Consider the following 23,671-nt stretch of genomic DNA (forward strand, 5'->3'; position numbering starts at 1 on the left):
AGCTGACACGGAGACACGGTGATTATATATAGCTCTTAATTCTCAAATCATTCCGCAATTATGCAACGCCTATTAAAAAAGTAGCATTGATGAATCAGATTTTCTTTCTCTGCTTGAGACTAAATAAGTAGGTGGGGATAAACAAAAGTATATTACAAAAAGTAAACGCACCTGAAACCCTTACTAATAAAAAGCAAAAGATGACAAATGACATTCTCGACAGATTAGCTTTATTTGTACCAATTTATTTTATAGACAAAATTAGATGAGCGATAAAATTATAAGTAAAATCAAGCTATTATAAGGAAATTAAAATTTTTGATGTTTTAGTTTGTTTAGTATATTAAAAAAATGCTCAATATGTAATTATTAATATGTTTAAACTTTGGCATAAATAGAGGTTTGCTTAATGGCTAAGTCTCAACTAATGGGATCTTTGCAACGGGCTTATAAAATTGCAAGAGCATCACTGAAAACTGGCGTTCCCACAGATGAAATAGTTGATATTTTAAAACAAAAAACCACTCGTCGCCGCTTACTGTATGGGGGTTTGGGCTTGGCAAGCGCATTAGCTACAGCTACTTGGGGTAATGGACGTGATTCTGCGGCTTTTGCCACAATTCCCAAAGTGCTGGTAGTGGGTGCGGGAATTGCTGGCTTGACTGCTGCCTACCGCTTACGTCAAGCTGGGGTTCCTGTAGACATTATTGAGGCGAGAAACCGTGTTGGTGGTAGAATGCGGAGTTTAGCCAATGCTGCGGGTACTGGCGTGACTGTGGAATTAGGCGGAGAATTTATTGATACAGATCATACTAGCTTGCGATCGCTTGCTCAAGAACTGGGTTTAACAATCGTCGATTTCCTCGCCACAGATAAGGGATTAGTGCCAGAAATATGGTATTTTAAGGGACGCAAAATTCCCGAATTAGAAATTATTAATTACTTTATCCCTTTAGCAAAGAAGATTGACGATGATTTAGTTGCAATTGGCGATGGAGATGTAACTTATCGCTCTTATAATCAGGCGGCTTTGGCTTTAGATAATACCTCCATTGCCGACTATTTAGAGCAAGCACAAATCAATCCCATTCTGCAAGAAATGCTGAAGGTTTCTTATACTACTGAATATGGTCGAGAAGCCGCAGAACAATCTTGTTTAAATCTGCTGTTTTTAATTGGGACTAACACCGATACATTCTCACTTTACGGTGAAAGCGATGAACGTTATACCATTCGTGGTGGTAACGACCAAGTACCCCGCCTGTTAGCGAATTCCTTAGCAAATGTTATAGAAACGGAGACAGAATTAGAAGCTATCTGTATTCGTCCTGATGGACGCTATCGAGTTAGCTTACGGTCTGGTTATAAAAAATTCGATCGCACTTATGAAAGAATCTTGCTGACATTGCCCTTTAGCACCTTGCGTTTAGTCAAGTTGGATGTGAATTTACCAGCATTTAAACGAAAAGCGATCGCCGAATTAGGATATGGTACGAATGCGAAAATAATTACAGCCTATCAACAAAGATTGTGGCGCACTCAATATAACTCAACAGGAGCAACATTTACTGATACAGGCTTTCAAAACACCTGGGAAGCCAGCCGCTACCAAAAAGGCGTCAAAGGTCTAATTACTGACTTTACTGGTGGTGAACATGGTTTATCTTTGGGTAAAGGTTCAGCAGAATCTCAAGCCCAAATACTCTTGCCACAATTAAATCAAATTTTCCCCGGAATCAAAAACCTCCGCCAAGGTGAAGCTATTCGCGCCTATTGGCCTGGAGAAAAATACACACGAGCTTCCTATGCTTGCTATTTAGTCGGACAATGGACGAGCATCGCTGGAGCTGAACAAAAACGTGTAGGCAATCTATTTTTTGCTGGCGAACATTGTTCTTTATCCTATCAAGGATATATGGAAGGTGGTTGTGCAACAGGTGAAGTTGCAGCCCGAAGAATCCTTAAAGATTTAGGTTTCCGAGATAACGCTGCTCGACAGCAACAGTTAATTCCTACCAATCAACTACATCGTTATCGCAAAATTCCCAGGGCGCAACGTTTTTCTGATGATTTCACCGAATAGTCATTTAAACTTGTGGCAGTATGACAAGTACTTTAGACCTCTTGTCTCACGCAGAGGAGCCAGTACGTTGGGCGGCTCTGCCGACTTGTTCGCGTAGCGTCTCCGACAGGAGAAGCAACTGGCGTCACGCAGAGGCGCAGAGAAGAGAATGCAGAGAAGGACTTTTGTAATTGGGGATTGGGGAAGAATTTAATCCCTAGTCCCCACTCCCTAGTTTAAAACAAATCCAAATCCGTCACCGCACCAAGACTACTAGAAGATACTAACTTGGCATATTTAGCCAACACGCCTTTAGTGTAACGTGGTGCTGGAGGTTGCCAATTAGCACGACGACGGGCTAATTCGGACTCCGAGATATTCAACTGCAATGAGCGAGCGGGTGCATCAATGGTAATGCTATCACCTTCTTCTACAAGAGCGATCACTCCTCCAACTGCGGCTTCTGGTGCAACGTGACCAACCACCATCCCATAAGTACCGCCAGAAAAGCGCCCATCGGTAATTAATCCCACTGCATCACCCAACCCAGCGCCGATAATTGCGGAGGTGGGAGCCAACATTTCGCGCATCCCCGGACCGCCCTTCGGCCCTTCATAGCGGATGACCAAAATATCCCCAGCTTGAATCTTACCCGCCAGAATGGCATCCAAAGAAGCTTCTTCTGATTCAAATACCCGTGCAGGCCCGGTAATGACTGGCTTTTTCACCCCGGTAATTTTCGCCACAGCTCCTTCTGTTGCCAAATTGCCTCTAAGAATCGCTAAGTGACCTTGGGCATACATCGGGTTATTCCAAGGACGAATCACATCTTGATTAGGTGAAGGTTCTTCGGGAATATCTGCTAATATCTCTGCAATGGTTTGACCAGAGATCGTAATGCTATCACCATGTATTAAATCATGGGCTAGTAGCATTTTCATCACTTGGGGAATGCCACCAGCTTTGTGCAAGTCTGTTGCTACATATTTACCGCTTGGTTTTAAATCGCACAAAACGGGGACACGGGCGCGGATAGTCTCAAAGTCGTCCAAAGTTAACTCTACATCTGCGGCACGAGCGATCGCCAAAAAGTGCAACACCGCATTTGTGGAACCACCCACTGCCATAATTACAGAAATGGCATTCTCGATCGATTTACGAGTAATAACTTGCCGAGGTAAGATTTGTTTGCGGATGGCTTCCACTAAAACAAATGCCGATTTTTCTGTACTGTCGGCTTTTTCGGCATCTTCCGCCGCCATCGTCGAAGAATAAGGCAAACTCATTCCCAACGCCTCGAAAGCCGAAGACATGGTGTTAGCCGTGAACATTCCCCCACAGGAACCCGCACCAGGACAAGCGCGACTTTCAACTTCTAATAATTCCTTGTCGTCAATTTTGCCGGCACTGTATTGACCAACAGCCTCAAACGAACTGACAACAGTTAAATCGCGTCCGTTGTAGTGACCGGGTTTAATAGTACCACCGTAAACAAAGATAGCCGGAATATTCATCCGGGCGATCGCCAGCATTGCCCCTGGCATATTTTTATCACAACCGCCAATTGCTAATACACCATCCATACTTTGTCCGGTACACGCGGTTTCAATGGAATCAGCAATCACTTCCCGCGACACCAAGGAGTATTTCATACCCTCAGTTCCCATCGAAATCCCATCACTAATAGTAATGGTACCGAACACTTGCGGCATCGCCCCAGCGGCTTTTACACCAACTTCTGCTCTTTCTGCCAGTTGATTGATTCCCATATTGCAGGGAGTGATTGTACTATAACCATTGGCAATGCCCACAATGGCTTTATTGAAATCTTCATCTTTAAAACCAACTGCACGCAGCATAGCTCGATTAGGCGATCGCTGCACCCCTTGGGTGACAATTCGGCTTCTCAAATTCTCCGACATTTTTTTTCCTTCCGTACCATCATCGCAACAGCTGCGATTGTATTACCTGATTTTCTCATGCCTGGGCAGTGCGATCGAGTTTGGGTAATTCTCCATGTTTCATCGTGTCTTTTCCTCAGCCATAGTTTTTTAGGACTTACGCCCAAAAGCTGATTATTTTGCTCGTTTCTTGCTAATTCACAAAATTACCAACCTTAAACTTACCAACTTTAAACTTGAATTAACATTGGTTGGTATTTAAATGGCTACCTACCAGTATTTACGTAAATAAGGTAATTTAGACTATAAAAGTTCGTAATTCAATAGTTTCAAGCTCTACAAAGCTCTACAAATATATAAATAAGAGTTTTTATTGGCGCAATTTATGTGACGAAACTACAAACTTATACTTCAATTGTCATGGTTTGTCTACCAATTAATTTGGTAATTACCTATTTTACTGGTAGAATTTCATAATTCTATCCCTTTTACTCTCTGTTTAAGTAATCGTACTGGGAAATCATCAATTTCCATCATCAGAATTGCTAAAAGCCTTTCTGATTGGTTTTTTGTGTCCAGGTATGGATTATGTGAGTGATGGGAGTTCATCTAAAACTATGACTTTCATGAACAGAAGAAGATTTATTACTTGGATGGCTACAGCAGTTGCTAGCATGATGCTGGTAATAGGCTTACAGTTTGTCAATTTATCACCAGCAAACTCCACAACCACACTTAACGTATTTGCGGCTGTCAGCTTAACAAACGCGCTCAATGACATTAAGACTCAGTACCAAAGTGCTAACCCAAGTGTCAATATTGTCTATACGTTTGGTGCTTCTGGTACTTTACTTAGCCAAATACAAGCAGGAGCAACAGCAGATATTTTCATTTCTGCTGCTACCGACCAAATGGATGTTTTGCAGAATGCAACCCCAAGTAAATTGGTTTCAGGTAGCCGTAAAAACATTGTCAAAAACCGTCTAGTTTTGATCGCACCTACGACACCACCTGTTAGTGCTGGAAGCGCTGCTCTGACTAGCTTCAATGGTTTGACCAACGCGAACATTACTGGTATTGCCATAGGTGATTACACAGGTACTCCCCCACTTGTGCCGGCGGGAAATTATGCCAAACAAGTTCTTACTAGCCGAGGTATTTTCACTACTGTTAGTCCTAAAACATACCTCGCTAGCAATGTGCGTAATGTCTTAACTGCTGTTGAAAATAAAACACTTGTAGTTGGAGGCGTAAATAAAACTATTGATGCAGGTGCCGTTTACAAAACTGATGCTGCCATTTCTAGCAAGGTAAGAGTGGTAGAAACGGCCTTAACAACAGAGAGCGATCCGATTGTCTATCCACTGGGTATACTCGCCAACACTACAGTTTTATCGACAGCACAGAGTTTTTCTACCTACTTAAGTGGTACTACTGCCCAGAATATCTTCAAAAATACTTACGGGTTCATCTTACCTTAAGCACCACAAAGTAAATCAATCAAGTACTCGCTGTCGCGAATTTTAAACTATTTGGAGTTATGTCTCGTGAAGTTCACTAAAAAACTCTCAATTATTTTTTGTAGTTTGACCACTGCTCTCGTTCATACTGCTGTGATTACCAATACTTATAAATCAGCAGCACAAGCAGAAGGACCAGAACTGATTACTAACGGGGGATTTGAAAACGACGCACTCGTAGATCCTAATAATCCCAACGCTACAAATCCTAATATTACAGGATGGATTAAAACTGGCGATCCGATAGATACATCAGGTACTAGGATTGACAATTTTGCTAACACTGGTAACCAAGGTTTATCGCTTGGTGGATTTACAAACTTGAGCTACATATCACAGACTATCCCTACAGTTGTCGAGCAATACTACCGACTTACTTTCTATTTTGCATCCACAGAGGAAGCACCTGATCTTGATAATCAATTTCAGGCTTTTATACGTGAAAAGCCAGTTTGTACGAAAAAAAATACTTCTCACCAACCTTACACACAATACACGTTTTATTTTAAAGCCAAAGAAACATCCACGGAGATCAAGTTTGCTTCCAGAGCCAAGTATGCATTTTTATACTTGGATGATGTGAGTGTCAAATCCACAGATCAACAAGGGGAAAACTCTGTATGTGACAATCCTGAGAATGAATAAACCATAGCTCGGAAGCTAACTTTCATTCTCTTAAACTCTCAATCAATATCTGGCTCTATAGTGTTGAGAATGCCACTTAAATTCATCTGATTTTAAAATTCTCATAATCGGTTTATGCAGAGATTATCTATGCTGAATAGCTAACTCTTATAAATCTGGATAAAGTGTTTATTTTATTGACACTAATTAGAGCCAGCATAGATGTAACTCTCAGCTTTTTTGAATTGTCGTAATTTGTAATTATTTGGAGTCAATTTTCATGAAGTTAACTAAAAAAATCTCAGTTATTGCGTTTAGTATTACTACTACCTTAATTACTACTGCTGTGATTAATAATACTTGTAATACAGCAGCCCAAGCGGTAGAACTTGTTAAAAACGGAAGCTTTGAACTTGACCCCCTCGTAGATCCTAGCAATCCCAACGTGACAAATCCTAATGTTACAGACTGGATTAAATCTGGCGATCCGATAGATACATCAGGCATTAGAATTAACAATTTTCCTCAACATGATAGTGGGAATCAAGGTTTATCGATTGGTTCATTTGTAAATCCTGCTTACATATCCCAGAATTTGGCTACAAATATCGGTAGTAATTATAATCTCAGTTTCTTTTTAGGAACAGACGAAGACAGCAGTCAAGTTAATAACATATTTCAGGCATTTGTCGATGGAAATAAAGTTTTTGATAAAATAAATACTATAAATGTTGCTGGATCTCCCTTCACACAATATAACTTGGATTTTTTGGCAACAAAATCATCTACAGAATTAAAGTTGGGTGGTAAAGCTAGCTATGGTTTTTTATATCTGGATAATGTGAGTGTAAAACCTCTATCTGTGCCTGAGTCATCCACTAATGGAGGAATAGCAATTACAGGATTATTAGGAATTTGGCTGAATAAAAAGCGGTTAGCTAGTAATATTAAGCTAAACAAATAGGACTGCAATTTGACTGGTAAAAAAGTAGAGAGGTAGTACTGCTACATCTCTACTAGATAACGTATATTTAGTTTCTGGAGATGTCTATTAGAGTAACCTAGATTCTCTAAACTACGCGATAACAAGTAATTTCTCTGAACTGGTGGTCAGAGTCTCAATAATCAGACATTGCTAGTAAAGATGAAACAATTAAGGTTTAAGATTTAAACATAGGACAATATTTGAAAACACTCCAAAGCGATCGCCCCTATCAACGCATGAATAATATTAAAGTGACAGAATTGACACGATAGCAGAAGATTACACTGAAATATGTAGCGCAGTTGAGCAATTAAGTTTTTATCCCTATTTGCAAGTTAGAAAAACTAATTGCAAGTAGGGCTAGCGTTAAGCAAATTTCTATGCTATTGTTGTAAATGACTAAAAACAACATGGCTCAGTAGCTCAGTTGGTTAGAGCACGGGACTCATAAGCCTGGGGTCGTTGGTTCAACTCCGACCTGAGCCACTTCAAAAAATAAGACTACATAAAGGTTTCAGCTTCTAGTCATCTGTAGTACTAGGGAGCTGAATTGCTATATAAGGCTCTTTTGACTATGAAATGACTATGGTACTCCCCTAAAAAATAGTCATTTCATAGTCAATGGAAGTAGGAGTTGAAAACTTACAAGGTCGCCTGAGATTAAGATTTACTAGAGTTTTATTCAATGGTAATCAGAAATACTTATCTCTCCATCTGGAGGATACTCCTGAGAATAGAGTGGTTGCTGAAGTCAAGGCTCGTCAAGCTAAGTTAGATATTCTCTCCAATAACTTTGATTTCACTCTAACTAAATATAAAATTCAAGTCAGCACAGCCCCCATAGTCAGCAAAGAGAGAAGATACACCCTAACAGAGCTATGGGAGAGGTATGTTGAGTTCAAAACTGACCAAGTAGAACAATCAACTATCCTGCGCGACTATTCACTAATAACCAAGCGTATTGAGACATTACCAACTACTGAGATAACTGAAGCAATCATTATACGTGATTACCTACTAAGTATTTATTCTGCTGAAACAGCCAAACGTACTTTAAAACAATTTAGTGCTTGCTGTAAGTGGGCGGTTCTATCCAGACTAATAAAAGTTAATTCTTTTCATGATTTAGCTAAAGGTATTAAAACCAAAAGAAAAGATAGTACTATACTCACTTTTAACAGAGAGGAGATAAACATTATTATTAATGCTTTTGATAGTAACAAGTATTGTCCCAAATATTCGCCAGTATCTCATTACTATTATGCTAATTATGTTAGGCTTCTATTTCTTACTGGCGGTAGACCTGAAGAAGTTGTGGCATTGAAGTGGAAACATATCACTGCTACACACATTACTTTTGCAGAAGCTGTACCTTCTGATGTCAGAATTAGGAAAGATACAAAAACTCATCAAATTAGATTATTCCCTATCAATAATCAATTGAGAGAGATTTTGAATAATATTGGGTATGGGTAAGCTGATAAATTACTATTTTGTAACCGCAATGGTAGAGAGTTAAATACTCATAATTTTCTAAATAGAGTGTGGAAACCTATACTAACTAAACTAGTAAATGATGCGCTGATCAGGTATTACTTGCCTCAATATAATTGCCGCCATACTTTTATTACCTTATCTCTGGAAGCAGGTATTAGTGTTAAGCAAATAGCCTCATGGGTGGGCAATTCTCCTGAAGTAATATACAAACATTATTCAGGGATAATCAAACAGCTTGAAGTACCAGAAATCTTTTAAATATAAACCAAACAAAAGGAGTCATTATGGAAGTGGATCTTCATAAATTAAAAGAATACTTGGAACTATTATGTGAACTAGAAGAAGGAGATGAGATTCATTTTGGGGAAAGGATTGTGAGAAGAATGGATGGCAGAATTTGGGAAAGCATATTTATTGTTGAGGAAGAAGAGTATATTAATGAAGAAGATGAAGATGAAGTTTAAAATAGTAGTGGCACAAACTTCAGATTATTTATACTTACTGAAACTATATTTGCAGCGATCGCTTATGAAAAATCTGAAGTTTGTGATGTTGTATCAGTTACCTTTCTTAGGTTTATCTAATAGATACTGCTGAACCTTCTCAATTTTCTGAGCTATTTCATCTAACATAGATGTGTATTCTGCTGGATTTTTGATTACACTACCAATTGCTGTCTCCATTTTATACAGTGATTCTCCCTCTATATGGGTAGTTGATGCCTCCATAATTAAGCTGTGAGCTTGAGATAACTTTTCACAAATCTCTTCTTTAACTGGGCTTAATCCATTCTGCTCTGACATATACTTAGTTATGAAACTACAAGTACATAGTATGAGCTATTTACTCTCATGATGTGATTTAAATCACAATTCACTACTTAACGCTGAGAATCCTAAAACATTCCTCAGCTTAGAAAAAAGTTGTAAAGAAAATTATAGCCTGTAATCTTTGCTGGGTAGGGGTTGTAGTGATATTAGTTAGGGTAATAATTTATTAATTGATTAAGTGATCTATTGATTGATTATTTACTTTATTATCTGATTTATTTACTTGATTCTGACTTCATTGTTTATTATCTGATTTAGTAATCTATGCTGTAGAAAAGGCAAAAAAAAGTGGCGGGTAAGTTTTCACTGTAGTAGCAAGCATTAAATAAGGGCGGCGAAGCTAAGTTCTACCACCCTCTCTGATGACCCGTAGGGTCTGCTAAGAAAACTTTCAGGTATTTAGTAGACTTCAAACTCTAGAAGTGATTCTGGAAATTCTTGAGCTAACCAGCTTGTTAATCTAGCCTGTACTTCAGTTACCTTGGCTGGCTCCACTTCCAGACTCAAGCCATCATAGCTGTAAGTCAGAATATTTTCTTCTATCTGTTCACCAATCATTCTTTGAATAATCAGTTGTTCAGCACCCTGAGCTATATGAGATAGAAGTCTGCCACCTATTTTAAAGCTATCAACTTTCTTACCATTAAGTTCTTCCTTGTACTGAGCTAGCTCTTTATTCAAACTGAATTTGAGATCTAAAGCATTTGTATAAATAACTTGATCAACTTTACCAGCTTCAATTTTCTCAACACTGAAGTTAGCCAACCATTCATCTCGTAGGATCACAAGAGGCTTTAGGATACCACTAAAGCAATTAGCAACTATTTCCTTGGTTACAGAAACTTTGTAGCCTAATTCTTTTGTAGCCTTCTTAGAAGCAATATAAGGAAGTTCATGCATGTTGGCTCCAAAACAGAAACCATAAATTATTACTTTTTTAACCTGTTTGTGCAGGGTAGCTGGGCCTATATGCTTCCAAATACTTCCATCTCTAATAATGCTCACTATCTGCTGTTTAGTATCCTCTGCCCCTAGAATGTCAAAAAGGATAAGAAGTTGGGCACACTTCAAATCAAGTTCCAAAACTTTGTTTGACTTATTAGTAGGTTTTACATAGTGCCTTCTAATTTCTCTAAGCAAAGCCATAGCGCCACCTGATGTATGAAATCTACCTGGGCCTTGAATATAGAATTTACCATGATATTGAGGGGCATTTGATTCTCTTATGTCATCTAGAGCAGACGATAAAGCTATATATTGGTCATCATTTAGGTTCAGATTTCTATTAAAAGTTTTACCCTCTCTTGAATCATATAACTTCCAATCAAATACAAACTTAGCAGCAATTCTCATTTTGAAAACAAAAGGATATAAAATCGTCTTATTTACCTAGAAAACTTCTGTCTAATTATGATTTATTTGAAAAATAATCATGATAATTGGCTGAAGAGAAATAATTTTAAAAATCTGCCCATGAAAAATAGATTTCAACTTATAAATATAGCTGAAACTCAGACCTACTTTGTAAATTCTCTCAATTAATAATCTTTACCTCCTGTCAAAAATTTGACATTTTTAACTAGAATTTGCTTTTGTGATCGGGACATATTCGGTAAGAATAAATAAGAAAACCTCCGACCAACTTTTAAACCAGATAAATTTTATTAAGGTACGAATATCATTAAAGAAATTAGTCCGAGTTACTAATAATTCACGAATTTTTTGATAGGTAGAATTGACTAAATCTAAAACAGTATGAAATAAAAAAGCTAGTAAATTTAAAGACAATAAGAACTCGCACAAATGATTTTGACCATGACCAAAGTTATGCTCTAAATTATAACCGTGATTTTTTAGAACGTTATTACCTTCATTCTCAACTTTCCATCTACTGCGTCCAGCTTTGACAATCTCTTCAACATTGTTTTCGGCGATCTTATGATTAGTTATCCAATTATTTCTGTAGATAATTTTCTGTGTTTTCTCATTAATAACAGTCACTTCGCACCAATTAGCTTCGAGACTTGAGTCTCCATTTCGTAAAGGAACTCTAGAAGCATAACGATAACGATAAATTAGATTTTTTCGGCCATCCCATTGTTTCTTTTCAACAGTTGTAACTTCTCCACTTTTTTCTAAAAATTCTAGCCATTCATATAAAGTTTTATGTGACGTTTCCAGACAAACAAAAATAAAATTATAACCTTGTTGTAGCACCAAGGTACAAACAGGTTGGCGAGAATACAAGTCATCCCCTAAAAGGGTTACAGGATAACCATATTTATTTTGATGATTCTTATTCAACCATCTTTTAACAGCCGCATTTTCACAATCTTCTTTTTGATGCCCATCTTGTTTTTTAATAAATTCTGGTTCTAAATTAATCACTTGTTTTTGATTAGGAGAAACCACAATAGGTGTGACACAGCCATGAAAATAAGTTGTAGTTCCGTTTCGATGATTACGGCAATTACAATAAGGACAATTAATTTTTTTAGATGAAAAATATTCTGTAACTTCTATTGCTATTAAAATTTCTCCATCCAAGTAGAGAAACTTTTTCAAAACTCCATTTCTATTTAACCATTCATAGACTTTTTGAAAAGACTTAAATATCGTAGCAGATGGAACTGGGTCTAGCAAATTCCTTATTTGACTATCACCCGGAATTGTCTCAATTGAAAATAAACTTTCAGCATTATCTTTCCCCTTATTGCTTTTCATCAAACGTTGATGATCTAAAAACGAGGGTGATTGAGTAAAAAAGACTGAAAAGGCAGCCATCACTGCATCTTCTACCTGATATCTGGTATTATTTCCGGGCTTTCTCTCATCGGGTATGTCATGTAATGATGACCGTAAAAATTGCATTAATTCAGGAATCTCTAGAGTTGCCACCTTTGGAATCATCTTAGAGTAGTTTGATTAATTAATATTTTTCAATTCACTAATTTTACCAAAGCTCGACAACTATTATAAATTGTTATTTTAATTGAGTTCTATATTCTAAAAACAGAACTATTTTCCTGGATTTACCCTTCGGTTTCAGGCAATTTCCATAATACATGAGTATTTATACTTAATTAATGAAGCCAATTTTTTAAGTGATGTCTGCGGCGATCTGTTCGGTGTCGCCTTTCCCTGAAAAACTAATTATTTTATGCTACGTTTTCAATTTCAAAATGGCGATTAATACCCTATTTATTTCAAAATGAGAATTGCTGCATTTAGTGAAGCACTTAGGATTGGTTGTACAGTTGAAACGGATGAAGGTAATCCGCGATTAAAAGCTGGATTACAGCGTTTTGAAGTACTAAAACAGTTTTCGCCACGTTCTCATAATTACAATGCCAGCCGAGAGTATGACGTACTAATTTGTACTGATGCAGATGGTGTAGGTGTTAATTTACAAGATGCCGATACTGTTGTGAATTACGATCCACCTGAAGGAGCGGATGAGCGATTTCAAAGGGCAGGTAGAGTGTTGAGGATAACCGCAAATTCTGAACGAGTGGTTCAGTTCTATACACTTGTACCGTTAATCATAGATCAAACAGACAGCCTCTCCCGCGTACAAAACGATATCTGTAAGAGATTTACTCGCATTACTCATCGTCATAATAAATCGAAACGCATTTTGGGATCTGGTGTCATATCAGAAGAAGAACACTCGGAAATAACGCTTGATAGCGATTTAGATGTGGAGCAACTTACACGAGATAGTCAATTTTTAAAAGATATTGGTGGACTTGGTGCTGAATCTATGATGTCTCATGTAGCAGTGCTTGAACAATACCGGAGTCGTGCAGAAGAACTGCCAGAATATTTATTAGTTCTAACAATTTATCTCAGTCCGATCATCGTTCTTGTAAGGTGGAGTGAAGATCAACGAAATATATATCTAAAATTCAAGCCTATGTAAATATTTTTCATACAAACAGGACTTACGCTTATGTAGACCGCAGCGATCGCCAATGCACTAGCAGAACTAGTCAAAGCAGCGTACCAGGATAGTTCTCAACAAAATGACAACTAACAGCCGGATTAAAAAGAATTATGACACTAACAGAGAAATTACCAACTGAGTTTAGGCAAAGGTGTGAAGGGATTGGCACCGAGCAACGTCACTGGAGTAGACATCAGATAAAAGCTTAATTGGCAAACATTTCAAGCTATTGATATAAGTTTTTTGATAGGAAAGTTCGGTTTTCAATGCTGCACCATAGCCGTTTTACCAAAAAGCTACGGAGAGCGGGAGACTTTGTAACAAAATCTGTAACAGCAATACTATTTGAGGTAGTACTCGTCTAAATTGATGAGAAATCTACGGGGAATCCCTGAATAAAAGGGTAATGTTTCTTAAAGATATACGAGATTATCAAATTCTTTTTCTGGCGTTGTTCCTAGTGGTGGGAATCGGTACACGAGATTGGACGCTGCGTCCAGAATTGATTGCAGTAGCGATCGCCACTACTTTAACAACCCAATCGATATTGTCATTAGTCATTGGTCGTTGGTCATTAGGGAATGACAAGGGACAAAGCCTAAATATTCGCAGTGCCCTAATTACCTCTTTGGGACTCAGCTTGCTGTTACGGGCTGACCATTGGACGACAATGGCAATAGCCGCAGCAAGTGCGATCGCCAGCAAATTTATCTTCCGAGTCGGCGATAAGCATTTCTTTAATCCTGGTAATTTTGGTATCATTTCCGCCTTAATTCTCACCCGTGATGCTTGGGTTTCACCGGGACAATGGGGTGAAGAATGGTGGTATGGGCTATTATTTGCTGGGACTGGCGGCATGATTTTGCAGCGAATCGGTCGTTGGGACACCACAGCAGCTTTTCTGGGTACATATTCCTTGCTGGAGGCGATTCGTAATGTCTGGCTGGGTTGGACTTGGGATGTTTACTGGCACCGATTGATGAGCGGGTCTTTGATGCTGTTTGCCCTATTTATGATCACCGATCCGCGATCGATTCCCAATTCCCGAATTGGGCGTGTAATTTGGGCAATGTGCATCGCCGGATTAACATTTATCCTACGAAATTATTTCTTTATTTCCACCGCAGTTTTCTGGGCACTATTTATCCTTGCACCATTGAGCATCCTAATAGATTTCCTTTGGTTAGCCCCGAAGTTTTCTTGGCAAAAGGGAGATGAGGGGAATGGGGAGAATTCTGGTAACTCCTCACTGTTGACTCTTAACTCAGCACTCAGCATTAAAAAATGAGGTATAAAATGAAAATTTTTCGACTTTTGACGCCATTATTGTTAGCAATTGTAGTTGTTTTTTGCTTTGCACCAACAGCTTGGGCATTTTGTGGATTTTATGTAGCCAAAGCTGATACAAAGCTGTATAACAAAGCCTCTCAGGTAGTATTAGCGCGGGATGGCGATCGCACCGTGCTAACTATGGCAAACGACTTTCAAGGCGACGTGAAAGATTTTGCGATCGTTATACCCGTGCCAACAGTGCTGCAAAAAGAGCAAGTTCATGTGGCTGAACCGAAGATTATCGAACGTTTGGATGCTTTTAGCGCGCCGCGATTGGTAGAGTATTTCGACTCAGATCCTTGTGCCCAACGTTACGAAGATAACTTACCATCAGCCGCACCTAGACCGGCAGCAAGCCTTGAATCAGGCAATGCGAGAGGCCGTGATGCTAGTTTAGGTGTGACCGTGGAAGCACGTTTCAATGTCGGCGAATATGACATTGTGATTCTCAGTGCGAAAGAATCTGGTGGACTGGAAACTTGGCTGAACCGCAACGGCTACAAAATTCCCAGAGGAGCGAAACAGTTACTTAAACCGTATATTCGCTCCTCAATGAAATTCTTTGTTGCTAAAGTCAACTTAGAGAAATTCGAGAAATCCGGCTACCAATTCCTGCGTCCGCTACAAATTTCCTACCAGTCACCGAAATTTATCCTGCCAATTCGTTTGGGCATGATCAACGCTACCACAGAGCAGGATTTGATTGTCTACATTCTCTCCCCCGAAGGACAGGTAGAAATCACTAACTATCGCACAGTGAAAATCCCCTCCGACGCGAACATTCCTTTGTTTGTCAAAGATGAATTTGGTGAATTCTACAAATCCATGTTCCAAACTGGCTACATCAAAGAAGATAAGAAAGTTGGTTTTTTAGAATACGCTTGGGACATGAGTAGTTGCGATCCCTGTTCTGCCGAACCTCTAAGTTCAGAGGAACTCAAACAAGCAGGTGTATTTTGGCTAGATGGTAATTCTCCAAGTGATGTGCCAGTCTCCCCTAGCTTTCGTCGTCCCTCTCCGAGAAGTAATGTTTTCATCTCGCGTCTGCATGTCCGCTACACCCGCAATAAATTCCCCGAAGACCTGATATTCCAACAAACTGGCAACCGTGAATCCTTCCAAGGACGTTATGTTTTGCAACATACCTTCCAAGGAGAACTCAATTGTCAGGCGGGTAGAGAATATAAGCGTTCTTTACCCAAGCGTTTTGAACAAGAGGCGCAAACTCTAGCTAAACTAACTAACTGGAATATCCAAGACATTCGCAACAAAATGAAGTTGAGTGTAGGTAATTTGAGCTTTTCTTGGTGGGAAAACTTGATGTCTTGGCTGGGATTATATTGAGGGGATTGGGGATTGGGAAAAAGGAGTTCTTTAATTTTGAATTTTGTTAGCGCAGCGTAAAGCCTTCGGCATGGCTTCGCTTAGAGCGGGTCTTCTCCCAAGGGGAGACGCTAAGAGCGAACGAGCGTCATTTTGAATTTTGAATTGATTTGTCTGCCCCATCCCCAACATCTTGATGAAAGGTAATTCTTTAGGGTGTTGTTATACGCAATACTAGGATATTCTTGCTTTTTTCATTGTCATGGTTCAATTCGATGAACAGCTACGCCGGTTAGTTACCGAAGCCTGTGGATATCCACCTGGAAGCCCTCAGCGTCAGAAGCTGCTCACACAAATTATTCGTTTGACAGCAAGTAGACTCTGGAGGGAAAGTACCCCCTACTATCAAGATGCACTACAACAAACTTGGTTGTATTTTTGTCGTAATGTTTGTGAAGGCTTGACAGGTCAAACATATGACTCGACTTATGGTAGTGTTATCACCTGGCTAAATGCTTACTTAAAACGGAGACTACAAGACTTTTACCTTAACCAAAATCGGGAAAAAGCCACAACAGTTCCTCTGAGGATTCGTCAGTCTACATCTGGTGGAACAGGTGAAACTATTGATCCTGTCGATAACCTTCCGGCTAACCCTCAGCCACCTCCGATTTTGGAAGAGTTGGAGGTATGGGTGAAGACTGACTCTGATGGAGATCTGGGCGGTACTTGTATCAAAGGACATCCACATGTGAATTGTCAGGTGTTAATTCTCAAACGCCTACCCCCGGAAGTTAGCTGGAGAGAGTTATCTGAGGAATTTGGCTTGTCAATTCCGACATTAAGTAGTTTTTATCAGCGTCAGTGTGTACCGCGTTTGCGTAAATTCGCAGAATCGGAAGGGTTGTTATAAGTAGAAAGGGAGGTCATAGGGGGAGGAGGGAAAGGGTTTTAGCTAATGCGCGTCTAAAGTAAATAAACACTCTTGATGGTCGTTGACTGTTGACTGCTGACGGGTTTTCAGTCATCAGTCATCAGGTAAATGTACAAATTGAATGCGTAACAGCTTAGTTTATCTTTATTCACATCGTTTGGTTTGATTGTGCCAACTTACTTAGGGGTTGCTGAAAAAGTATGAAAAAGCAATTCTTTTGGGTTGACTAGTTATTCAAGCAAAATGAAAGATAAGCTTTTGTTGTCTCTAATTCAGAAAATAATAACTTTCAGTTATAGGAAACTGCAAAAAAGGTGCAGTTTTCAAAAATAGACATAAAAAAGCATAAAACACGCGCGACAGGTGAGTAGAAAGATTCATCACTAAAAAAGTAATAGCAATTGCAGTTTCAGAAGTATGGGAAAGTTTCGCCATCACTCGATTGAGGCTAAACCTTCTTTTAGCTTGCCCAAATTTTCCTTCAATACAATTACGAATTTTCTCAGATTCTAAATCTTGTTTCTTTTTTTCTTTACTAAGATTAGCAGGTGGTCTTCCCAAAGGAGGGCCACTGATGATAATACCTCTTTCTTTGCACCAAGCTCTATTCTCTCTTGTGCGATAAATTTTATCTACATGAACCGATTCTGGATAATAGCCAGTATAATTTTTATATGCTTCTACTTGTGCTTTTAAGTCTCCTGATTCATTAAAATTATCCCAACTAATATGGTCTAAAAATACATATCCATCAAAATAACTAGCTGATAATTTTGCCCCAAATTCCACGGCTTTCCCAGCTTTTCCACGGACAATTGGACGGATATGTGGTTGGCTTAAACTAACGATTCGGTCATCAATACTCTGTTTTTTATTTTCATACAACCATAGTTGTTGACGATAAACTTCTACAACTACAAGCAACATTTTATATTGTCTAGTACTTAGTTTTTCTAGAGTTGCTCCTGTTCTGATTAGCTGGTCAATATGAGATAAGTTTCTTTTGATATATTGAAGCTGCTTTTTAATCGCTTTTTTCCTATCTTTTTGGGATACACGACGCTTTTTAGCGACTTCTAAGTAGTCAATTCTTGCTATTTCCCGATAAGTCCTTGGTTTTTTCTCTAATGTACCTTTTATCTGTTCATAAAGAAGGTCTATTATTTGTTCTGTCTGTTTTCTTGCTTGGTTCAATAGCTCGAAATCTGTTGGATAGCTGATGTCTGCTGGCGCACAAGTCGCATCTAATATTAATTCTCCCCGATTTTTTGGCGTGTTATCTTCTTTTTCTAATTCTTCTTTTTTTTTTTGAGTTGATTCAGTTGATTCAATTGATTCAGTTGCTAAAGTCGAAGATGTTGTCTCTAGTATCCTCTTAACAGTTTCTTGATTTACTTTGTTTACTAATTCTGCACTAATTCTTTCACGAAAATGGACTAGCATCGATGCATTAAATGGAGCTTCATTAATATAGGATGACATCCCTATGAAGTACTGTAGATAAGGGTTTTCCTTGATTTGTTCTACTGTCTCTCTATCACTTATTCCTAGTTTTTCTTTGATTATTAATGCCCCTAATGCCATCCGAAATGACTTTGCTGGCGCTCCCATCTCTACAGAGAACCCGGATGAATATTCCTCTTCAAATTCTGCCCAGGGTATTAAATTCGCCAGAATAATCCAACGATTATCTGATGACAACTTGCCTGAAAACGGAAATTCAAAGTTCTCTGGTGAGATTGGATTTTGCCCCTGTTTTCGGTACATGGTTACAAACAGCACACTTGTGTACTGCTGGTCGCGGTTATGCAAGGATTTTGGGCTATTTTACCCTCAAGTCTTGCACCTGAATATACTTCTTTGGTCAGATAATCTATATCCTGTGAGCTTCTCTTTCTTTTTCAGCAACCCCTACTTAATTACTTAAAGGTTGATTTTTATCGTTTCTATGATTTTGAGCTTGTGCCCCTACTCTGAGATATTTTTTACTATAAAGTTTGCCGATCGAATTTCACAGCGATCGCCTAATTACAAAACAGAAAATTAGAGGAAAATACAGACCTCATCCCCAAGCCCAGATAAGGGACTCCCAAATAAAAGAATCAATCGCTTTGGCAAGCTGTTCTTGAGCAGAGGAGGAAGAATACAATTAGGGTCTTCGCTCTGAAAAATCGATAATTTAATTTTTGGATGTCCCTAAATAAGATTATGGAAGCTCATGAGATGAGTGATAGATGCGAATGGTAACATAATCCTGCTAGTCCAAGCACTCACATTTCATCCTGCATGTTGCTGGTTATCACTTACCTATTGTCATGCTCATGACTAAAAAAACTAGGATTTTTTGCGTAAATTTTCTAAAATTTAAAAGGCAAAAAAGAAAAAACAAGACTTTTCACTTTTTACATTTGCCTTTGTACTTCTTAATGACTTTGGTGTGCATTCTCGGTTCACCGGTGCTGGCAAATGTTCCTGACTTCATCAATTCCTCAGTTCAAACGCCAATTACAAATCTGACATCGGTAGTAGATGCTGACGCAGCTTCACTAGTAAAACAGGGCAAAGTTTTATATGATGCTGGAAATTTTGCTAAGGCCGTAGAAGTATTACAAGAAGCTGTCCAGGCATATAGACAGCAGGGTAAAAGCCTGATACTTGCAGCAACCTTAAGTAATCTTTCCCTAGCTTACCAACAACTCGGTGCATGGAATCAGGCACAGCAAGCAATTACTGAGAGCTTAAATTTGCTCAAAGAACAAGATAAAACCGACAATTTGCAAATATTAGCCCAATCACTAGATATTCAAGGCCGTCTGCAACTGTCAATGGGAGAAGCTGAAGCGGCTTTAGCAACTTGGCAGCAGACAGAAAAAATTTATAAACAAGCAGATAATAAAAATGGTGTGGTGCGATCGCTAATTAATCAAGCACAGGCTTGGCAAACCCAAGGATTTTATCCTCGTGCGATCAAAACACTGGAAAAAGTGAGTGAGACGTTAAAATCCCAACCAGATTCTCTAGAAAAAACAGTGAGTTTGCGATCGCTTGGTGATGCCCTTTTGGTAGTAGGCGATTTGCCAAAGTCACGCCAAGTACTTGAAGAAAGTCTAAAGATCGCTCAAAACCTGCAATCAACAGCTAACATCGGCGCAAGTTTTTTTAGTCTGGGTAATAATGCCCGTAAACAACACCACAAGGAACAAGCGATCGCCTATTATCAAAAAACGCTAGAAACATCTCCCTCACCCCTGATAAAAGTCCAAGCGCAACTAAATCAGCTGGGCTTACTCATTGAAAATCAAGAATGGTCACAAGTTCAAAGTCTCCTACCGTTGATTGAGTCCCAACTCGACCAACTCCCCCTCAGCCGTGCGAGTATTTACGCTCGCATTAATTATTCAGAAAATCTAACAAAAGTCAAAAGTGGTGTATTACACGCATCAAGTCAGAATTATTACTCAGTTTTGAGTAAAAAGGACTCAGCAGTATTACTCGCCAAGGCTATCGAGCAATCCCAAAGTTTAGGAGACAAGCGGACAGAGGCCTATGCCCTGAAGAGTTTAGGTGGCTTGTACGAAGAAACCAAGCAGTGGCCAGAGGCGCAAGCCCTAACTCTGCAAGGATTAGCTTTGGCGCAGAGCAACAATGCACCAGAAATTACCTACACCTTAGAATGGCAGTTAGGTAGATTACTTTGGAAACAAAAAGACATTAATGGTGCGATCGCGGCATATGATGCTGCTGTAGACACCCTCCAGTCCCTCCGCAAAGATTTAGTAGTAAATAAAGATATAGTTAATCAGGATGTGCAATTCAACTTTCGGGACAGTGTAGAACCAGTTTACCGAGAGTCAGTAGAATTATTGCTCCAATCCCAACCAGGAAAACCCCCTGATGAAAAAATATTGGAGAAAGCACGCCAGCGGATCGAAGCACTCCAACTAGCAGAATTGGACGACTTTTTCCGAGAAGCTTGTCTGCAAGGTCAGAAAGTAACCCTTGACCGAGTGGTAGACCAAGATAACCCCACCGCAGCCATACTATATCCGATTATTCTTCCTGATGAACTCCAGGTAATTGTCAAAATTCCCAAACAACCTCTACAAAACTACAGTACCAAGATTTCCCAAGCAGAAGTAGAGAAACTCTTAGTAGAACTGCGAAGAAATCTTGTCAATCCTACTGCTACCAAGATTATTGAAACCCAATCCCAAGAAGTTTACAACTGGCTGCTCAAACCAATTGAGTCAAAATTAGAAAAAAGTGGGGTAAATACCCTAGTGTTCGTCTTAGATGGCGCGTTACGCAATTTACCAATGGCGGCACTCTACGATGGCAAGCAATACTTGGTAGAGAAATATGCAATTGCTCTCAGTGTAGGTCTGCAACTCCTAGACCCAAAACCATTAGTCGAACAGCGGTTAGTAGCTCTTACTGCTGGACTAACTCAGCCCCCACTAGGATTTTCCAAGTTTGGGCCATTGCTGGAGATCAAATCGGAATTCGACGGCATTGCCAAAGCAGGAGTCTCTACAACTAGTCTTCTAGATGGAGATTTTAAGAAAAAGAATTTAGAGAGTGAAATTGCTGGTGCTTCGTTCAACATAGTGCATTTGGCAACCCACGGTCAGTTTAGTTCTCGCCTTGAGGACACTTTTATTTTAGATTTCGATGGTCAGATTAATGTCAAAGATTTTGATACTCTCTTTCGCAGTCAGAATAAAACCGTAGTAGAATTATTAGTCTTGAGTGCTTGCCAAACAGCAACAGGAGATAGCCGTGCAGCACTTGGTCTAGCAGGAGCAGCAGTACGAGCGGGGGCACGCAGTACCATCGCCTCACTCTGGCAAATTGATGATAAATCGACAGCAATGTTTGTTAGTGCCTTTTATCGAGAACTCAAGAGTGGCAAAATCACCAAAGCCGAAGCAGTCCACCGTGCCCAGCTAAAATTACTGAGACATCCTAACTATAAAGCACCAAGCTTTTGGTCTTCTTATGTATTAATTGGTAATTGGTTGTAATTTGGGGACTGAGAACTAGAACCACCCATCTTTAACCATCCAAAAACTTGATTGACAGTTTGTTATTTTATATAGAGCTAGTTCTCGCCAATGAGACTAATTTCCTTGGCAAATGCGCGGATGGGTAGGTGTAGAAAATTAGTAGGAACAAAAAAAGCTGTAAGCTCCATCTATACAACAGTTTGAAGGCGATCGCACTTCTAAACCATCCGCGCACCTTATGCAGACTGGTTTTCAGCGATTTGCATCTTGTGCTATGACTATTGCTTATGTTATCATCGACCCATTCGCGCAACTGCACCTTGAAAACCAAATATACCAAGCCTTTCAGACCCCAGCCATTGCAATTAACCTAAATCCCTATTAGGGATTGAAACCTGTCGATCGAGCCGGGGATATAGATTATCAAGTTGATTGCAATTAACCTAAATCCCTATTAGGGATTGAAACTCACCTTTACTGTCTTGTTCTGTGGCAACGGCTATTGCAATTAACCTAAATCCCTATTAGGGATTGAAACCGTTAGGAAAAGAAACTCCTTCACCAGGAGTGACAGGAGATTGCAATTAACCTAAATCCCTATTAGGGATTGAAACTGTTCTGATGTAATGCAAGAAAAAAACACTGGTACATTGCAATTAACCTAAATCCCTATTAGGGATTGAAACCTCGCACATATCCTGCTCCTGGTTGCGTGTGGGCAATTGCAATTAACCTAAATCCCTATTAGGGATTGAAACAAGAACCAATGCGCTTGAGTATCAGCTTTAGCAATACAATTGCAATTAACCTAAATCCCTATTAGGGATTGAAACCACGCCAATGAGTTCCGTCACCTTGCGATAATAGGGGGCAAATTGCAATTAACCTAAATCCCTATTAGGGATTGAAACCCAATTCCGTCCGCCGTACAAGGATAGGAAAGAGTGATAGTATTGCAATTAACCTAAATCCCTATTAGGGATTGAAACAAATATTCAAAAAAGGATACGGCACGCTCCCAGAGATTGCAATTAACCTAAATCCCTATTAGGGATTGAAACTTAGTAACACTTTTTAGGAAGGGGTATACCCTACATTGCAATTAACCTAAATCCCTATTAGGGATTGAAACTCAAAGATGCTGATATAGATAAACTTGTTGGTGCTGTTTGCCCAAGGAATTGCAATTAACCTAAATCCCTATTAGGGATTGAAACAGCGAGAAGCTCCTTAGAAGTTTTAGCAAATTCACGAGAATTGCAATTAACCTAAATCCCTATTAGGGATTGAAACATAGAAGACTTTCTCGTATCCATCGGGCGATAGCATTTCGAATTGCAATTAACCTAAATCCCTATTAGGGATTGAAACCTATTGCAGTAATTGGCTGTGGCTTACTAGCTTTATTGCAATTAACCTAAATCCCTATTAGGGATTGAAACCATCTATATCAGGTAGTAGATTAGCGCTTAATGGCAGTAGCTCACTTACTATTGCAATTAACCTAAATCCCTATTAGGGATTGAAACGTGTATATGCAAGGTGAAGCGGGAATGCCATTTCCATTGCAATTAACCTAAATCCCTATTAGGGATTGAAACACCATCGTCATCACCGACGAACTAGAAGAAGACATTGCAATTAACCTAAATCCCTATTAGGGATTGAAACAATGCAAGCGTTATCCTCACTTACTGACCAAGTAAATGAA

At 39.2% G+C, this 23,671-nt stretch carries 15 protein-coding genes, 1 tRNA gene, 1 pseudogene and 1 CRISPR repeat array (1 of these 18 cut by a window edge); of the genes and pseudogenes, 12 read left to right on the forward strand and 5 right to left on the reverse strand.

Annotated elements, in window-relative coordinates; genetic code table 11:
* Positions 1-409 precede the first annotated feature (409 nt).
* Positions 410-2,083 (forward strand): flavin monoamine oxidase family protein, encoded by a 1,674-nt coding sequence (locus ACFG4S_RS04640; RefSeq protein ID WP_392533690.1) that lies wholly within the window; start codon positions 410-412, stop codon positions 2,081-2,083.
* Between the two features lie 215 nt (positions 2,084-2,298).
* Here the strand turns inward: ACFG4S_RS04640 and ilvD are convergent, their stop codons facing one another.
* The gene (ilvD, locus tag ACFG4S_RS04645) at positions 2,299-3,984 is read right to left on the reverse strand and encodes a dihydroxy-acid dehydratase (protein WP_392533691.1); all 1,686 of its coding nucleotides are present in this window, start codon (positions 3,982-3,984) and stop codon (positions 2,299-2,301) included.
* A 605-nt stretch (positions 3,985-4,589) separates the two neighbouring features.
* Between ilvD and modA the strand changes: the two genes are divergently transcribed.
* The 6 genes from modA (at position 4,590) to ACFG4S_RS04675 (ending at position 9,053) form a co-directional block, all read left to right on the forward strand.
* A complete protein-coding gene (gene modA, locus ACFG4S_RS04650; RefSeq protein ID WP_392533692.1) occupies positions 4,590-5,444 on the forward strand; it encodes a molybdate ABC transporter substrate-binding protein in 855 nt (284 codons plus the stop codon).
* A gap of 66 nt (positions 5,445-5,510) precedes the next feature.
* Positions 5,511-6,128 (forward strand): DUF642 domain-containing protein, encoded by a 618-nt coding sequence (locus tag ACFG4S_RS04655; protein ID WP_392533693.1) that lies wholly within the window; start codon positions 5,511-5,513, stop codon positions 6,126-6,128.
* Positions 6,129-6,387: 259 nt separating this feature from the next.
* Positions 6,388-7,071: a hypothetical protein gene (locus ACFG4S_RS04660; RefSeq protein ID WP_392533694.1), complete on the forward strand. Its 684-nt coding sequence runs from the start codon at positions 6,388-6,390 to the stop codon at positions 7,069-7,071.
* Positions 7,072-7,504: 433 nt separating this feature from the next.
* A tRNA-Met gene (locus ACFG4S_RS04665) sits at positions 7,505-7,578 on the forward strand.
* Between the two features lie 135 nt (positions 7,579-7,713).
* Positions 7,714-8,568: an Arm DNA-binding domain-containing protein gene (locus tag ACFG4S_RS04670; RefSeq protein WP_392533695.1), complete on the forward strand. Its 855-nt coding sequence runs from the start codon at positions 7,714-7,716 to the stop codon at positions 8,566-8,568.
* A 305-nt stretch (positions 8,569-8,873) separates the two neighbouring features.
* Positions 8,874-9,053 carry a hypothetical protein gene (locus ACFG4S_RS04675; RefSeq protein WP_392533696.1) on the forward strand — a complete coding sequence of 60 codons (180 nt, stop codon included), beginning with the start codon at positions 8,874-8,876 and terminating at the stop codon, positions 9,051-9,053.
* Positions 9,054-9,146: 93 nt separating this feature from the next.
* On the opposite strand, the gene ACFG4S_RS04680 is transcribed toward ACFG4S_RS04675, so the two are convergent.
* The 3 genes and pseudogenes from ACFG4S_RS04680 to ACFG4S_RS04690 all read right to left on the reverse strand — a co-directional run bounded on the left by ACFG4S_RS04680 (position 9,147) and on the right by ACFG4S_RS04690 (position 12,329).
* A complete protein-coding gene (locus tag ACFG4S_RS04680; protein ID WP_392533697.1) occupies positions 9,147-9,392 on the reverse strand; it encodes a hypothetical protein in 246 nt (81 codons plus the stop codon).
* Between the two features lie 426 nt (positions 9,393-9,818).
* A complete protein-coding gene (locus ACFG4S_RS04685) occupies positions 9,819-10,772 on the reverse strand; it encodes a hypothetical protein (protein WP_392533698.1) in 954 nt (317 codons plus the stop codon).
* 311 nt (positions 10,773-11,083) lie between these two features.
* Positions 11,084-12,329 (reverse strand): annotated as a pseudogene (locus ACFG4S_RS04690) (ISNCY family transposase).
* 301 nt (positions 12,330-12,630) lie between these two features.
* On the opposite strand from ACFG4S_RS04690, the gene ACFG4S_RS04695 reads away from it, so the two are divergent.
* From ACFG4S_RS04695 to ACFG4S_RS04710, 4 genes are all read left to right on the forward strand, one after another.
* Positions 12,631-13,341 (forward strand): C-terminal helicase domain-containing protein, encoded by a 711-nt coding sequence (locus tag ACFG4S_RS04695; RefSeq protein ID WP_392533699.1) that lies wholly within the window; start codon positions 12,631-12,633, stop codon positions 13,339-13,341.
* Between the two features lie 430 nt (positions 13,342-13,771).
* Positions 13,772-14,653 carry an RnfABCDGE type electron transport complex subunit D gene (locus tag ACFG4S_RS04700; RefSeq protein ID WP_392533700.1) on the forward strand — a complete coding sequence of 294 codons (882 nt, stop codon included), beginning with the start codon at positions 13,772-13,774 and terminating at the stop codon, positions 14,651-14,653.
* 8 nt (positions 14,654-14,661) lie between these two features.
* Positions 14,662-16,041: a DUF2330 domain-containing protein gene (locus ACFG4S_RS04705; RefSeq protein ID WP_392533701.1), complete on the forward strand. Its 1,380-nt coding sequence runs from the start codon at positions 14,662-14,664 to the stop codon at positions 16,039-16,041.
* Positions 16,042-16,282: 241 nt separating this feature from the next.
* Positions 16,283-16,933, forward strand: coding sequence for a sigma-70 family RNA polymerase sigma factor (locus ACFG4S_RS04710; protein WP_392533702.1), 651 nt, complete (start codon positions 16,283-16,285; stop codon positions 16,931-16,933).
* Positions 16,934-17,221: 288 nt separating this feature from the next.
* Here ACFG4S_RS04710 and ACFG4S_RS04715 read toward each other — a convergent pair whose 3' ends face one another.
* On the reverse strand, positions 17,222-18,721 hold the full coding sequence (locus ACFG4S_RS04715) for an IS5 family transposase (protein ID WP_392530881.1): 1,500 nt from the start codon (positions 18,719-18,721) through the stop codon (positions 17,222-17,224).
* 554 nt (positions 18,722-19,275) lie between these two features.
* Between ACFG4S_RS04715 and ACFG4S_RS04720 the strand changes: the two genes are divergently transcribed.
* Positions 19,276-21,978, forward strand: coding sequence for a CHAT domain-containing protein (locus ACFG4S_RS04720; protein ID WP_392533703.1), 2,703 nt, complete (start codon positions 19,276-19,278; stop codon positions 21,976-21,978).
* Positions 21,979-22,318: 340 nt separating this feature from the next.
* Positions 22,319-23,671: direct repeats of the CRISPR family, unit length 37 nt; unit sequence ATTGCAATTAACCTAAATCCCTATTAGGGATTGAAAC; it runs 695 nt beyond the window's last position.

It is taken from the genome of Nostoc sp. C117 (assembly GCF_043099735.1).
Taxonomy (GTDB): domain Bacteria; phylum Cyanobacteriota; class Cyanobacteriia; order Cyanobacteriales; family Nostocaceae; genus Nostoc.

Coding starts and splice junctions, on each gene's coding strand:
- ACFG4S_RS04640 (WP_392533690.1), top strand. CDS start 410: ATGGCTAAGTCTCAACTAATGGGATCTTTGCAACGGGCTTATAAAATT.
- ilvD (WP_392533691.1), bottom strand. CDS start 3,984: ATGTCGGAGAATTTGAGAAGCCGAATTGTCACCCAAGGGGTGCAGCGA.
- modA (WP_392533692.1), top strand. CDS start 4,590: ATGAACAGAAGAAGATTTATTACTTGGATGGCTACAGCAGTTGCTAGC.
- ACFG4S_RS04660 (WP_392533694.1), top strand. CDS start 6,388: ATGAAGTTAACTAAAAAAATCTCAGTTATTGCGTTTAGTATTACTACT.
- ACFG4S_RS04670 (WP_392533695.1), top strand. CDS start 7,714: ATGGAAGTAGGAGTTGAAAACTTACAAGGTCGCCTGAGATTAAGATTT.
- ACFG4S_RS04675 (WP_392533696.1), top strand. CDS start 8,874: ATGGAAGTGGATCTTCATAAATTAAAAGAATACTTGGAACTATTATGT.
- ACFG4S_RS04680 (WP_392533697.1), bottom strand. CDS start 9,392: ATGTCAGAGCAGAATGGATTAAGCCCAGTTAAAGAAGAGATTTGTGAA.
- ACFG4S_RS04685 (WP_392533698.1), bottom strand. CDS start 10,772: ATGAGAATTGCTGCTAAGTTTGTATTTGATTGGAAGTTATATGATTCA.
- ACFG4S_RS04695 (WP_392533699.1), top strand. CDS start 12,631: ATGAGAATTGCTGCATTTAGTGAAGCACTTAGGATTGGTTGTACAGTT.
- ACFG4S_RS04700 (WP_392533700.1), top strand. CDS start 13,772: ATGTTTCTTAAAGATATACGAGATTATCAAATTCTTTTTCTGGCGTTG.
- ACFG4S_RS04705 (WP_392533701.1), top strand. CDS start 14,662: ATGAAAATTTTTCGACTTTTGACGCCATTATTGTTAGCAATTGTAGTT.
- ACFG4S_RS04710 (WP_392533702.1), top strand. CDS start 16,283: ATGGTTCAATTCGATGAACAGCTACGCCGGTTAGTTACCGAAGCCTGT.
- ACFG4S_RS04715 (WP_392530881.1), bottom strand. CDS start 18,721: ATGTACCGAAAACAGGGGCAAAATCCAATCTCACCAGAGAACTTTGAA.
- ACFG4S_RS04720 (WP_392533703.1), top strand. CDS start 19,276: ATGACTAAAAAAACTAGGATTTTTTGCGTAAATTTTCTAAAATTTAAA.